The sequence below is a fragment of the Ralstonia flatus genome, assembly GCF_958439105.1.
GTDB lineage: Bacteria > Pseudomonadota > Gammaproteobacteria > Burkholderiales > Burkholderiaceae > Ralstonia > Ralstonia flatus.
The window spans coordinates 94,648-108,596 of the sequence record NZ_CAUDLI010000004.1 but is presented as its reverse complement, the minus strand read 5'-3'; the positions used below and the strand labels follow the sequence as shown (position 1 = coordinate 108,596).

The following is a 13,949-nucleotide window of genomic DNA, read 5'->3' as shown; positions in this document are numbered from 1 at the left end:
ACTCTGTGTTCAGCGGGTCGATTAGCGGAATGTCCGATCTTGCGTCTGCCGCCAACGTCATGACTTTCTCACCGCTTCCCTTGCCCGCGGGCATTGCGCCCGAGATGCTGCGCACGGTGTTCCAACCCATCTTCCGCCTGTCGACCACCGAGGTGCTCGGCTATGAAGCCCTGCTGCGCGGGCCGGTGGGCTCGGCCATGGAATCGCCGGCGGCACTGTTTGCTGCAGCCTCGGACACGGCAGGCACGATCGCCCTGGAGACCACCGCCGCGCGTCTGGCCATTGCCAATTTCTCGGCCATGCGCCTGCCGGGCAAGCTGTTCCTGAACTTCAGCGCGCAGGGCGTACGCCAGTTGCTGCAGGATCATGCCCGCCTGCTGCATGCGATTGCCGACCACGACTTGCATCCGTCGCGCATCGTCATCGAACTGACCGAGCAGACGCCCATCGACGATCTGGCCAGCTTTGCCGACGCCCTGTCGGTGGCGCGCGACTTTGGCCTGCAATGCGCGCTGGACGATTTCGGTACCGGCAATGCCAATCTGAACCTGCTGATCGAACTCACGCCCGACTTCATCAAGCTCGACAAGTATTTCCTGCGCGACATTGCCAAACATCCGGCCAAGCTGGACATGGCCCGCACGCTGCAACAGACGCTCAAGGGCGGCGCCACCAGCATCATTGCCGAAGGGCTGGAGACCGAAGACGAACTGGGCGTGGTGCGCGACCTGGGCATCCGTTTCGGCCAGGGTTTCTTTCTTGCGCGCCCACAGGACAAACCCGCCAGCGACATGTCGAGCCAGGCGGCGCGCGTGCTGCAGTCTTCGCAGATTGCGGTGTTTCCGCAGGCCGTGCGCGTGGGCTGGCGTGCCATCACGGCCAGCAAGCTGCTGCGCGTCGCCCCCACGCTGCCCTTGCGCAGCAGCAACGACGACGTACTGCACCTGTTCAACCGCCACCCTGATCTGCACGCCGTGGCGCTGCTCGACGAAGACGAACGCCCGCTCGCGCTGATCGCGCGCCGCGCATTCATCGACCGTTATGCGATGCCGTATCACCGCGAGCTGTACGGCAAGAAACCGGCATTGGCGTTTGCGAACCGGCAGCCGGTGCTGGTGGAAAAATCCGCCTCGCTGGAAGACATGTCGGCACTGCTGATGAGCGAAGACCAGCGCTACCTGACCGACGGCTTCATCATCACCGAACATGGCCGCTACCTGGGCCTGGGCACCGGCGAGGAGCTGGTGCGCACGGTGACCGAAATCCGCATCGAGGCCGCCCGCTACGCCAATCCGCTCACATTCCTGCCGGGCAACATTCCGTTGAACCTGCACATTGAACGTTTGCTGGAAGCGCACGCGGAGTTCTATGCATGCTATGTGGACCTGAACCACTTCAAGCCCTTCAACGACCAGTACGGCTATTGGCAGGGCGACGAGATGCTGAAGATGGCCGCCGCCGTACTGGCCACCGCATGCGAGCCCACGCGCGATTTTCTCGGCCACGTGGGCGGCGACGATTTCCTGATCCTGTTCCAGAGCGCCGACTGGCAGACGCGCATCACGCAAGCGATGGCCGCGTTCAATGCCAACGCACTCGCCATGTACACGCCCGCTGACCGCGCGGCGGGCGGCATCCATGCTGAAGACCGCAAGGGCCTGCCGGCCTTCTTCCGCTTCGTGACGATGGCGGTTGGCGCGCTGCATGTGCACCCGGGCGCGGCCCACAACAGCGACGACATCGGCACAGCCGCGGCCCTCGCCAAACGGCGCGCCAAGCAAAGCGACAATGGTTTCTATCTGGAAGCCATGCGGCCAAGCCGCTCCGTGCGGGCCATGGCCTGACACCGCCGGGCCGGCGCTACAGCATCGCCGGGATCAGCCCGAGCAACGCAGCCTTCACCACCGCATGCGTCTTGTTGGCGGCGTTGAGCTTGGTGATGGCGTTGCGGAGGTGAAAGTTCACGTTGCGCTCGGTCATCTCCAGGATGGCCGCAACTTCCGCGACCGTCTTGCCTTCGGCCGTCCAATGCAGCATCTGGCGCTCGACGTCTTTCAGGCGTGTGGCGGCATCCGGCAAGACCTTGTTGGCCATCAGCACGCTGATGCTCGCGTGTGCGCGCTGGCTCAGCCAGATCATTTCGGGCTCGCAGGCAGCCAGTTCGTCTTCCGTGATGTGCCCGGCGCGGCGCACCAGGCTGAAGGTACCGAAGATGCCGGTGTGATCGCGAATGGTGTGTGACCACCCATGATTGAGCCCGTGCTGACGCGCGTCGGTCCAGAACGGCGCATCCGCGCTGGCGATGCTGGACCACAGCATTGGCTTGACGCAGCGCTGCCCGTGCTGCAGCACGGGGTCGATGGCGGCATAGCCACGCGCGCGATAGTGCTCGCGCCACGGCTCCGGATACGTGCTCCACGTGATGGTGTTAAAGCGCGTGATCGGGAGCGCACCGCGCAGGGCATAGGCGTAATAGTCGAAACCGAGCAGCGCCACGGCCGGTTGCAGGCAGCGGAATACCGCATCGGCATCGTGCAAGGCGTTCAACTCGCGCAGCAATGCTGCACGCCAGGATGTCGCGTGGTCATGCGGCAATTGGTTGTGAGCGCCCATCCCATCGGCCTCCAGAACACACGCTGAGTCGCCATGCCGATTCCTCCCGCTCAGCAGCTCTCCTGATTTCCAAATGGATGGAAAGCCTGATCAGTCTTGCGTTTTGCTGATGGCAATCGTTGGCGTGCTCGAACTATACATAATCCGAAACGAATTGCATGCAGCGCATGATGAACGCAGTTAGTAGAGTTTCTCGAATATCGGAATTCCGAAACACAGAAATAAGTGAATTGATAATTCAATCCGTTTACGCAAATGCTCAACCAGTATTTGAATATTCCGCCTATGCGCGACATACCCCCAGTCGCCATTGCAATTTCTCTACGGGCAGCTGTTATTTCTCACACAGTCACGTAGGCGGAATTCGTATTATCGTCTTCCGACATGGCTCGGCCTTGTTCGAAAGATGCGCCTTGGTACGCATGCAGTAAATGCCGTGCCGAATACGCCGCAAATCGTGCGCCGACGCCACATTGGCTTGGTGCGAGAACGCGACACCCAGCAAGGATTGCACCGCCGTCATGCGGCAAAACGCCGCAGTAAAAATAACAATAACGGCGATGTACGTGCAGATTAATCAACGTCCGGAAAAATTAACGTGTCAGATTTACACGCACGTGTGCCGATTTGCCCCCACGGCAGAGAATTAGGGCGAGAACGGCTTTCTTATTGGGGTTTCACAGTGTCAGCGAAACCCTTACAGTCTGGTCCGCGACTCGCCCCTCGATCTGGTCGAGACCCCGACAAGAAACACGACGGTACGAAGCAACAGGGTTTTTAGGCGCGTCTTCATCCTCGTCACTCCCCCGGTTTGTGGCGCTTTTTCAAATCCGGATTTCCCGGAATTGGCGGAGCTTTGCCCAAATTCAGAAAAGTGACGCGGACTTAATGCGGCGGTTGTCCCGCCCCACTGACCCACTTGTTTAGGAAGTCCCGTTTCATGCGCTCCACTCTGATGTCTCTTGGTCTCGTCGCCACTGCCGCACTCGGCCTGTTCTCGGCCGGCGCCCAAGCCAACTGCGTTGCCAATCCGCCCACGCAATCCAACACCACCTTCCCGGCCAGCCTGACCGGCAAGCTCGCGTACCACAGCTACGTCAGCTACGGCGACGGCACGAGCCAGATCTTCATCTACGACTTTTCTGCCCGCACGCTGCAACAGGTGTCGAAGGCGGCCTGGGGCATCAAGGACCCGATGAACGCCGTGTTCAGCCCCGACGGCAAGTGGATCGCCTTCATGGGCATCACCAACAACGCGTGGAACGTGTTCTTCTGGCAAGTCGGCTCGACCAGCATGCCGATCAACCTGACCAACAGCACCGGCCAGACGCGCAATGAAGACCCGAAGTTCAGCACCGACGGCAAATCGCTGCTCTTCAAGCAGAACGGCGATGTCATCCAGGCCGCGCTGTCGTACACCAGTTCGGGCCCGGTCTTCACTTCCACGGTGAACCTGACACGCACGGCACCGACGCTGGAAAACTCCATGCCGTATGCAACGCCGGACGGCACGGCGGTCTTCTACACCACCGGCACCGGCTCGGGCATGGGCCTGTACAAGCAGACCGTGGGCAGCACCGCCAAGGTGGCGTTCGACACGCCTGCCGGCCTGGCGACGTACTACCCGGTCGTGCGTGCCGACGGCACCGTCTTCTACGCCCGCTGGCACGACGCCACGAGCCAGGCTGACCAGATCTACACCAAGGTCAACCCGAGCGACACGCCCAACCAGCTCACGCTCAACGACTGCAACAGCAACAACTCCGACCCGTCGCCCGTGAATAACACGAACTACGTGTTCTTCTCGTCGACGAGCGCCGGTGGCTATCAGCTCTATCTGGGCGACGCGAGCACGGGCCAGCGCTGGAGCCTGTCGCAGTTTGGTGTGAACTCCGACACGACCAAGGCCAAGCTCGGCTCGAACTACTACGCTGGCACGCCCACGGCTGCGGCGCAGGCGGTGACGCTGCTCTCGCAGGGCAAGCCGGCGAGCGCGTCGTCCAGCTACAGCGCCAGCCTCGGCCCGGCCTACGCGTTCGACGGCAATACCACCAGCACGCGCTGGGATTCGGTGGAAGGCGTGGCCGGCGCGCAATGGCTGATGGTCGATCTGGGCTCGACCCGCACCATCACCGGCGTCGACCTGTACTGGGACGCAGGCGCCAAGGTGTACTCCATCCAGACCTCGAACGACGGCGTGACGTGGACGAACATCTACTCGACGTCGAGCGGCGCTTCGTGGGGCCACACGTCGCTGGCGAACCTCAAGGGCAGCGGTCGCTATGTGCGCATGTACGGCACGCAGCGCGCCACGCAGTGGGGTTACTCGCTGGACGAAATGCAGGTGTGGGGCTACTAAGCCGCGGTATCTGCATCAGCACCAGCATCAGCATCGCCTGACATGACAACGCCCCGGTGGCTTCGGCCATCGGGGCGTTTGTCATTGGTCACGCGGTCGATGACCGGCCCGCATCGGGACCTACCCCTAGATTGTCAAAAGCTGAACATTCAGCCTGGGCACGGCTCGGCACGATGGCGTCTCCGCACCACGCCAGAGGATGACGATGCCCTGCCGCACACCACCGAACAGTCCCCCGCACGGCATGAGCCGGCGCGATTTCCTGACGCTTGGCACCGCCGCAGCTGGCCTGGGCGCGCTGGGCGTAACCCTGCCGGAAAACGCACGGGCCGCCGCGCATGCCACCGACGCCAACTGGCATGCCGGCCAGCTCGCGCACCTGATCCCGGCGGCCAGCCACAATCGCTTTCTCATCAAGGCGTCGCTTCAGGCACCGCTTGCGCGAGCGCCGTGGCTGGTGGTCAACGGCAAGCGCGTCGCCGGCGAGCAGACCGATGCCGCCGGCCGCTTCTGGCGCTTCGACGTGCGCGGTCTGCAGCCCGCCACGCAATACGCGCTGCGCATTGTCGATACGGCCGGCAAGCCGCTGGCCGACGCCTGGCCGCTGCGCACCTTTCCGGCACCGGATGCGACGCCCGCGCGACTGCGCATCCTCGCCTATACCTGCGCCGGCGGTTATGACGGCCCACCCTTGGCCGGCAAGACCGCATGGCTCGACATGAACGCACGCCGCCGGCTGCTCGCGCGCGGCATGTCGTTTGCGCCCGACACCGTCATCGCCAACGGCGATCACATCTACTGGGATCTGCAGACCTCGCAGAACAAGCCGTTCGCAGGCCAGGTGCGCGAACTGATGTGGGAAAAGTTTGGCGGCCCGCTCGACACATCGGTGCCGATGTCGCACCCGAAGAACGAAGCCATCTTCACGCGCGTGTGCGATTACCAGATCAGCGGTCTGTACGGCACCACGCTGCGCTCTACGCCCGCGTATTTCCTGACCGACGACCACGACACCTTCGAGAACGACGAGTTCGACGACAAGGTCGCCACCCTGCCGCCGGAGCCTTACGGCCTAGTGGGTGCAGAGCTGACGCAGCGCCGCTACTACCCGGAGTTCCTGCCCGACGCCAACCGGCCCGTGTGGCTGCCCGGTGGCGACAAGGCCGGCATGCCCAGCGACACCAACAGCGCCTTCGGCACGCTGCGCTACGGCGCGCTGCTCGAAGCCGTGCTGTACGACTGCCGGCGCTTTCTCGACAACAAGGGCGTGCATGCACGCGTGGTCCCGCAATGGGTGGAAGACTGGTTAGTCGCGCGCACCCGCGCTGAGGACACCGCGCACTTCTTCCACGTGCCCTCGCTGCCGTTTGCGTATTCGTCCGGCAAGCTGGGCGACTGGTATCCGGACCTGCTCGACAGGAAGACCGGCCGCCTCGTCGCCAACGAGCCCAAAGCTGGCTGGCAGAGCGGCTGGCATGCACAGCACCAGCGCCTGGTGGCTGCGCTTGCCCAGCAGAAACAGCGCGCGGCCGTCATCGTGCAGGGTGACTTCCATGCATCAGCAGCCGGGTCGATGTCGCGCTCCGCAGACCTCGCCTTCGCACAGCCCGTGCACACGGTCATGACCGGCACGCTCGGCACCGGCGACCTCGCCTTCCCTTCGGCATTCCGCAGCATCGAAACCACGCCTGCGTTGTCGGTCGCCATGCATGAAGCGTTGCGCCCAACAGAGAAAAACGGCTTTACCATCATCGACGTGACGCCCGAGAAGATGACGTTCTCGCTGTTCATGTGGCGCCCGCCCGAGCCGGTGGACGCCATCGATACGCTGCAGCCGGCCCTGGTGTACGAGGTGCCGCGCCTGGCGTGACGGGCCAGCACAACAACAAGGAGACGCATGGCGAAGATCTGCATCGTGGGGGCCGGCTCGATCGGCTGTTACGTGGGTGGCCGTCTGCTGGCGGCCGGTGCCGATGTTGCGCTCGTGGGCCGCGCACGCATCGGTAACGAACTCAGCGCGCACGGCCTGACCTTGACGGACTACCGCAACGGCCGCTGGCAGGTGCCGCCTGCGGCGATCCGCTACACGGCCGATCCCAGCGCCGCCGCCGATGCCGATCTGGTGTTGGTGACCGTCAAATCCGCCGCCACGCAATCCGTTGCCGATGAACTGAAGCCCGTGCTGCGCGCGGGTGCCATCGTCGTCAGTTTTCAGAACGGTCTGCGCAATGCCGATATCCTGCGCGCCGCGCTGCCACAGCAGACCGTGCTGGCCGGCATGGTGCCCTTCAACGTGATGCAGCCTGGCCCCGGTGCCTTTCATCAGGGCACGGCCGGTGAATTGGAAGTGGCAGCATCCCCCGCGTTGCAACCGTTTCTCGATGACTTCCGCCGCGCGGGTCTGCCGCTCACGGAACGCACCGACATGGCGGCCGTGCAATGGGCCAAGCTGCTGCTCAACCTGAACAACGCCATCAACGCGCTGGCCAACCGGCCGCTGAAGGAAGAGCTGTCGCAGCGTGCGTACCGGCGCTGCCTGGCGCTGGCACAAACGGAAGCACTCCGGCTGCTGGCGCGCGCGGGCATCCGGCCTGCCAAGCTGACGCCGATACCGCCCGCTTGGATTCCACGCCTGCTCGCCACGCCGGATGTCGTGTTTGCGCGGCTGGCCGGCAAGATGCTCGCCATGGATCCGCTCGCGCGTTCATCCATGTCCGACGATCTGGCCGCCGGGCGCATGACCGAGGTCGACTGGATCAACGGAGAAGTGGTGCGTTTGGCAGAGCGCCTCGGGCAACGCGCGCCGGTGAATGCGCAACTGTGTGCGCTGGTGCATGCCGCCGAATCCGCCGCTACACGCCCGAACTGGTCGGGCGACGATCTCCTGGCAGAGTTGCGGGCGGCAGGTTAGTCGGTGCCGGCTTCGCTTGCAGCCAGCAACTGCGCCATGTCCTGAATCTCGATGTGGCCATAGCGCAGGCGGATCGCGCCAAGTTTGACCAGCACCTGCAGCTCCTTGCTGAGCGTCTGCCGGCTGATGCCCAGCATCATCGCCAACGCGTCTTGCGAGGTCGAGATGCTCGCGCGCCCCTCTGCCGATTGCGACACATCGCCGTGCGCGAGTGAAGCGATACGCCGCGCCACGCGCGCCCGCGTACCGTGCAGCGCCGCACTCGCCAGCGAGCCATACGCCAGCCGCAAGCGCGTCGCCACCAGCCGCGCGATTGCGCCGGCAAATGCGGCATCGCGCATCAGTGCTTCAAATTGCGCCACGCTCACGGCCAGCACGTCCGAATCTTCCAGCGCGATTGCGCAATGCCCGCGCGGTTGCTGATCGAGCGTCGAGACCCCGCCGAACCAGTTGCCCGGCTCCACCAAGGTGAGGATCGCCTCGTCGCCCTCGGCATTGAAGACGGAAAGCTTGAGCGCACCGCTCGCCACGCCAAAGAACGCATGCGAACCGGCGTCCATCGGATCGCCCTGACGAAACAGAAATGCGCCGGCTGTGATGTGCATGGGCACCGTGGCTTCGAGCAGCGCGTCAGCAACGTGCGGCGGGAGGCTCCGGAACCAGGGGTTGGAGGCGAATGCGTTCGTCATGATTCAATTCCCGCACTTAGCCGCGGCGCCCCAACACCCAACCCACCGACAACACATATCGACTGCCGCCCACCACGCGCGTCACGCTGTGCTCGCACGCGTCGGGGCGGAACAGCTTGATGCGCCGTGTCTGGAAGATCGGCTTCGCGCAGACAAACTCGCCGCCCGCGCGTGGCGACTTCAGCACGATGTTCAGCCGGTAGTGCCGGCCGTTGGTGACGGGGTCGGTATGCGGTGGAATTTCGGAGCCGTCCGGATAGCGGATCAGGTAGCTGTCGAACGGGATGGGCCACGGCGCGGTGGCCAGCAGCATCTTGTCGTAGCCCGTGCCCTGGCGGCCGCGCTGCCAGCGAAAGGCGGTGCTGAAGAATGCGCGCAAGGAAGACATGGAAACGAAGCGGCCGGAATGGAATCCGGGCATGGTAGCCGGGAACTATCGGCGCTTGTCGAATTTCTTCCAGTACCCGAACGGCTCCTGGTGACACTCGTAGTCCAGCTCGGCCACGCGCGTCTGCAGACGTTCCTGCACCTCCTGCACGGCGAGGTTGTAGACCGCGGGGCCGATCTCTTCAAGAAAGAAACTGAGCAGCGCACCGGCCTGGATGTTGCCGATGCGCTCGTCCAACTGCTCGGTGAAGTAGCGCTGGATGGATTGGACGGCCTCTTCGCGGACGTCGCGGTCAAGTTCGATGGGCATGCGCAGGGCTCGCGATGGCGGACAAGGCCACCAGCTTACTGCCCGCGGCCATACGCATCCAGCAGCTTGAGGGTGACGCCGTTCGTCCAGCCGAAGCCGTCCTGCAACGGATATTCGCCGCCGCCACCGCCGCTGCCCGTTCCATCGACGATGTATTTCTCGACGAGCTTCTGCTGGCTGGCATAGAGCTGCTCGACGCTGCCGAGAAAGCGCTCGCCGATCGCCTGGGCAAGCGGCTGCCAGCCGTATCGCTGCGCGCCGCGCAACGCGATCCATTGCAGCGGCGCCCAGCCGTTGGGCGCATCCCACTGCTGGCCGGTCTTGAAGGTGGTGGTCGACAACCCGCCCACCTGCAGCAGCGCCTGCTGCGTCCATTGCAATGTCTTCCACGCGCGGTCGGGGCGCGCGGCACCCACAAACAGCGGATACGTCATCGCGGCGGACTTGTTGTCGCGCACGCGGCCCAACTGCCAGTCGTAATCGGCGTAGTAGCCGGCGGGGTGCCACAGGTAGCGCTCGATGGCGACGGCACGTTTTCCGGCGCGCACGGAATATTCGACCGTGCACGCAAAATCGCGCGCCGCTGTGCAACCGCGCGCGATCGTCTTCTCAAGCTGGAACATCAGGCTGTTCAGATCCACCGGCACGATCGACGTTGTGCGGATAGTGCCCAGCGTGGCGTTGTCGCCAAACCAGCGCGAGCTGAAATCCCAGCCGCTTTCGGCCGCCGCACGCAGGTCGCGCCAGATCTCGTTGGCGGGGCGTGCGGGTGTTTGCTGCGCGGTGGTCACGTCTTGCAGATACGACTCGGGGCGCGGGGTGTCCTGATCGTCCCAGTAGCGGTTGAGCACAGTGCCGTCGCGCATGACGACGACGTTACTGCTCGCCTGTCCGGCAGGCGTGGTGGCCGCGCCGCGCATCCAGTACGCATATTCCTTGCGCAGCTGCGGCAGGTAGCGCTTGAGCGCCGCGTCGCCCTCCTTCTGCGCAGCCAGCTCCACCATCAATGCAAAGAACGGCGGCTGCGAACGGCTCAGGTAGTACGTGCGATTGCCGTTCGGGATGTGGCCGAACTGGTCGATCGCATAGGCGAAGTTGTCGAGCATGTTGTCGACCAGGTCTTCGCGGCCGGCCTCCTGCAGGCCCAGCATGGTGAAGTAGGTATCCCAGTAATAGCCCTCGCGGAAGCGGCCGCCGGGCACCACGTACGGCTTGGGGAGGGGAATGAGCGAGCTGTTGTCGGGCGCGGTGGTCGTTGTGCGCGTGAGCGCCGGCCACAGCCAGTTGATATGCGCGCGTAAGGACTGCCCCGCGGGCGGCGTCACGGGCGTATCGACCGGCGGCGTGAAGTACTGGTCGACAAACGCCTTGAGCGAGAAGCCCGGCACGTTCTTCTGCGCCTGATACGCCTGCAGGATGACCGCGGGCGCGGCCTTGGGCACCGCATCGACAAACGTCTTCTGATCGGGATACACCTGCGCGGTCTGCACCGCCACGAACAAGTCGCCGTAGAGCTTGTCGGGCGACGGCGGCAGCGCGGCGCCCACGCCAACATCGGCCAACGCGGACGAGGCCGCCAAACCGAACGCCAGCCATGCGGCAACGTTCGCCACACGGCGCCGGATCAAAAAGTGAGCCTGTCGATGCATCGTCGTCTCCTGCCTGATTGACGGAAAGCCAGTCCAGAAAAGGAGACGCCGACAGCGTTGTCAAATCGACAGCTTTTGCGCAAAGCGGCCGCGTACGGAAGCGCTAGAAATGGCGCCATATCAAGCTCTGCGGGCAAGCAACTTGCTGATGCGCGGCGATGCTTCGATCGCCCATTCGACCGCGCGAGCGTGCGGCGTCAGACCGCGCTAGCCGCGCACGACCTCGTAGCGCATCTCGACGAACGTGTTCTTGTAGGGCACGGCGGAAGTGAGCTTGAGCGCAGGCTGCACGATGCGGCGCGGCAACAGCGGCAGGCCCGTGCCAAGCGTGACGGGCATCACCTGCACGATCAGTTCGTCCAGCAGCCCCGCATCGAGAAACCTGCCGGCGAGTTCACCGCCACCCACGATCCAGAGATTGCGCCCGGCGGCTGCGGCCAGCATGTCGCGATGCACGGGCTGCACATCGCCCCGCACGAACCGGATGTCCGCACCTGGCACCGCCGGCAGCGTGCGCGATGTGAAGACCCACGCAGGCTGCGCGTAAGGCCATGGCTGGGCTTCGCCCGCGGGGCCGGGCTTGGCCAGTTCGCGCAGCAGCCATTCGTAGGTGGACGCGCCCATCGCCAGCGCGCCGACGTCGCGAATGAAGCTGTCGTAGCTTGTGCCTTCCAGCGAGCCAAACTGCATCAGCCAATCGAGCGAGTGATCCGTCGTGGCGATGAAGCCGTCCAGGGTCGCCGCGGCGTAGTACTGCGTTTTCGACATGTCGCCTCCCGTTGATATTCAGGAGCGAAATGCTACGCCGCGCGAATTGCCGTTGCCTTGCGCGCGCCGCTACGCCACCGCAGCCATGTTCACCGCGTCGGCCGCGCAGATCCGGTTGCGCCCCTGGTGTTTGGCGTCGTACAGCGCGCGGTCTGCGCGTGCGCTCAGCCGGTCGAACGATTCGCCGGGTTGCCACGCCGCCACGCCACCGCTGATGCTGTAGCAGCAAGACTGCGCTCCGGCCGCGACAACATGCGCGGCAGCGGCCTTGCGCAAGCGTTCTGCCAGGTGCATGGCGTTGCTGCTGTCCGTGTCGGGCAGCAGCAGCGCAAACTCTTCGCCGCCGATGCGCCCGAGCACGTCGGTAGGCCGCAACTGCGCTTGCGCCATCTGCACAAACGCGCGCAACACGGCGTCGCCAGCGGCGTGGCCGAGGGTGTCGTTGATGCGCTTGAAGTGGTCCAGGTCGAGAATCAGCAATGCCAGCGGCCTGGCGTGATGTTGCACACGGCCGACATGGCGGCGTGCCAGCGCCTCGAAGCCCTGGCGCGACAGCGCACCGGTCAGGAAATCACGATTGGCGGCATCGCAGGCGTCCGCCAGCAACGCGTCGTGCACCATGAGCATGGCCGACATCGACAGGATGGGCATGATGGCCGCCGCCACCACGAGCAGCAGCACGCTGCCGGCGGTGGCGAACATGGTGGGGCTGGACGCCGAGTCCAGCGTCAGGAAATAGATGCCGCGCACGAGCTGGCAAACGCCGAACACAAAAGCAATGACGGCCGTGACCCGATACGGATACGTCGATCGACCGGCGGGCGAATGGCGCAACAGCATCCACACCAGGGCCGTGCAGAAGGCCGCCGAAAACAGCGTGGTCGAAAACACCCGCATGGGGATGCTGTCGACGGCGTAGCGCCAGTAGATGACCGCCACGCCCACCGCCGCCACACCGGCCAGCAGGATGGGCCACTGCGGCCGACGCCCGAGAAACCTCGCGCAGCCGGCGTAGTAGGCAGCCCCACCCAGCGCCAACAGGACATTCGCCACCACGACAGACAGGCTGTCGGGAATGTTTCCGCGCAGCAGAATCAACGGCAGCGCCAGCACCACGGCCAGATTGGCCCCAAACCATTCGGCAATGCCCGGCTTGCCGGCGCGCAGCAATGAACCGAGCAACCCCAGCAGTACGAAGCTCATCAGCGCCGACGTGGCAATGGCGACGCCTGGATCCAGCATGAGCACTCCCGCAAGGTCTTTTGTGGCGGGATTCTACGAAAAGTGGCGCCTTGCGGACATCACCGGGTGGTGGGGCAAGGCGCGCGCGGCTCCACCGCCGTGCAGATCAAGCGTGGCCCGAAAGCCGCGAAACAATCGCGCCCGGATTCTTGATTGCCGGTGCCACCGTGACGCCCGTCACCCCATGCCGCTGCAATGCCTGCGCGACAAACCCCGAGGCCTTCATGTCTTCGACAAAGCCGACGACATAGGCCGCCGCTTGCGCGCCGCGGCTGGCCGGCACGCCCATGGCTTGGCGGATGACCATGAAGCGCTCGCCCAGCAGGCGCACGCCAGATACGTTGGCTGCGTCGGCTTCGAGCTGTTGCTTGACGCCCGCTGCCACCTCGCAATGCGTCTCAAGAAAGGTTTGCACCACCGCAGGCGAGGTGGGTGCGCGGACGATCTCTGCGTGCTGCAGCTCGCGCGTGAGATACAGGTCGTACGCACTGCCCTTGCCGACCACAACGCGATTGCCGGCGCGGTCCACATCCGCGTTGGAACGGATGGGCGAGTCGTTGCGCACTAGGTAGTAGCCCTCAATCAGCACATACGGCTCGGTAAAGGAGATGCTGGCGGCACGACGCGGGTCGATGGCGAAGAAGCCGATGTCGGCCTGCTCCTGCGAGACCACGTCGACCGACTTGCCGGCCGCATCGACCACCAGCAGCTTCAACGCGACGCCCAGCCGTTCGGCGAGCGCGTGCGCCAGATCCACGGACACGCCGACGGCCTGCCCCTGCGCATCCGGCCTCGCCAGAATGGGGTTGCCCGTATTGATGGAAGCGCGCAGAACGCCGGTGGGCGCAAGGGCAGCAAGCAAGGCGGAGTCGATGGCCATGGTTATGTGCCGGCTAAGGCGTGAGGACGCGAGAGCGCTTGGAGATGGCGTCACGCGTGTGGGGCAGATGTGCGCATCATGCCCGATGCATCCTTGGCGCGACACAAGCGGGGCGGTGACTGCAACGCCTGCATCCCACAA

12 protein-coding genes are annotated in these 13,949 nt (G+C 64.6%); 4 read left to right on the top strand and 8 right to left on the bottom strand.

Annotated elements, in window-relative coordinates:
- Positions 1 to 29 precede the first annotated feature (29 nt).
- The gene (locus R2676_RS10685) at positions 30 to 1,844 is read left to right on the top strand and encodes a phosphodiesterase (RefSeq protein WP_316857211.1); all 1,815 of its coding nucleotides are present in this window, start codon (positions 30 to 32) and stop codon (positions 1,842 to 1,844) included.
- A gap of 16 nt (positions 1,845 to 1,860) precedes the next feature.
- Here R2676_RS10685 and R2676_RS10680 read toward each other — a convergent pair whose 3' ends face one another.
- Positions 1,861 to 2,613 (bottom strand): autoinducer binding domain-containing protein, encoded by a 753-nt coding sequence (locus R2676_RS10680; protein ID WP_206274574.1) that lies wholly within the window; start codon positions 2,611 to 2,613, stop codon positions 1,861 to 1,863.
- 940 nt (positions 2,614 to 3,553) lie between these two features.
- On the opposite strand from R2676_RS10680, the gene R2676_RS10675 reads away from it, so the two are divergent.
- From R2676_RS10675 to R2676_RS10665, 3 genes are all read left to right on the top strand, one after another.
- Positions 3,554 to 4,972 carry a discoidin domain-containing protein gene (locus tag R2676_RS10675; RefSeq protein ID WP_206274573.1) on the top strand — a complete coding sequence of 473 codons (1,419 nt, stop codon included), beginning with the start codon at positions 3,554 to 3,556 and terminating at the stop codon, positions 4,970 to 4,972.
- Positions 4,973 to 5,216: 244 nt separating this feature from the next.
- Positions 5,217 to 6,842 (top strand): alkaline phosphatase D family protein, encoded by a 1,626-nt coding sequence (locus R2676_RS10670; protein WP_316857213.1) that lies wholly within the window; start codon positions 5,217 to 5,219, stop codon positions 6,840 to 6,842.
- 27 nt (positions 6,843 to 6,869) lie between these two features.
- A complete protein-coding gene (locus tag R2676_RS10665; RefSeq protein ID WP_206274572.1) occupies positions 6,870 to 7,883 on the top strand; it encodes a 2-dehydropantoate 2-reductase in 1,014 nt (337 codons plus the stop codon).
- Here R2676_RS10665 and R2676_RS10660 read toward each other — a convergent pair.
- The 7 genes from R2676_RS10660 to R2676_RS10630 all read right to left on the bottom strand — a co-directional run bounded on the left by R2676_RS10660 (position 7,880) and on the right by R2676_RS10630 (position 13,808).
- Positions 7,880 to 8,572 carry a Crp/Fnr family transcriptional regulator gene (locus R2676_RS10660; protein WP_206274571.1) on the bottom strand — a complete coding sequence of 231 codons (693 nt, stop codon included), beginning with the start codon at positions 8,570 to 8,572 and terminating at the stop codon, positions 7,880 to 7,882. The genes R2676_RS10665 and R2676_RS10660 overlap by 4 nt on opposite strands.
- 16 nt (positions 8,573 to 8,588) lie before the next feature.
- Positions 8,589 to 8,960: a 2OG-Fe(II) oxygenase family protein gene (locus R2676_RS10655; RefSeq protein ID WP_102065535.1), complete on the bottom strand. Its 372-nt coding sequence runs from the start codon at positions 8,958 to 8,960 to the stop codon at positions 8,589 to 8,591.
- A gap of 45 nt (positions 8,961 to 9,005) precedes the next feature.
- A complete protein-coding gene (locus tag R2676_RS10650) occupies positions 9,006 to 9,269 on the bottom strand; it encodes a DUF2164 domain-containing protein (protein WP_027679760.1) in 264 nt (87 codons plus the stop codon).
- A gap of 35 nt (positions 9,270 to 9,304) precedes the next feature.
- The gene (gene treA, locus R2676_RS10645) at positions 9,305 to 10,918 is read right to left on the bottom strand and encodes an alpha,alpha-trehalase TreA (RefSeq protein ID WP_206274570.1); all 1,614 of its coding nucleotides are present in this window, start codon (positions 10,916 to 10,918) and stop codon (positions 9,305 to 9,307) included.
- A gap of 207 nt (positions 10,919 to 11,125) precedes the next feature.
- Positions 11,126 to 11,686 (bottom strand): dihydrofolate reductase family protein, encoded by a 561-nt coding sequence (locus tag R2676_RS10640; RefSeq protein WP_206274569.1) that lies wholly within the window; start codon positions 11,684 to 11,686, stop codon positions 11,126 to 11,128.
- A 69-nt stretch (positions 11,687 to 11,755) separates the two neighbouring features.
- Positions 11,756 to 12,928, bottom strand: coding sequence for a GGDEF domain-containing protein (locus R2676_RS10635; RefSeq protein ID WP_316857216.1), 1,173 nt, complete (start codon positions 12,926 to 12,928; stop codon positions 11,756 to 11,758).
- A 106-nt stretch (positions 12,929 to 13,034) separates the two neighbouring features.
- Entirely contained in the window at positions 13,035 to 13,808 is a 774-nt protein-coding gene (locus R2676_RS10630) for an ABC transporter substrate-binding protein (RefSeq protein ID WP_206274567.1), read from the bottom strand.
- Between the last annotated feature and the right edge of the window lie 141 nt (positions 13,809 to 13,949).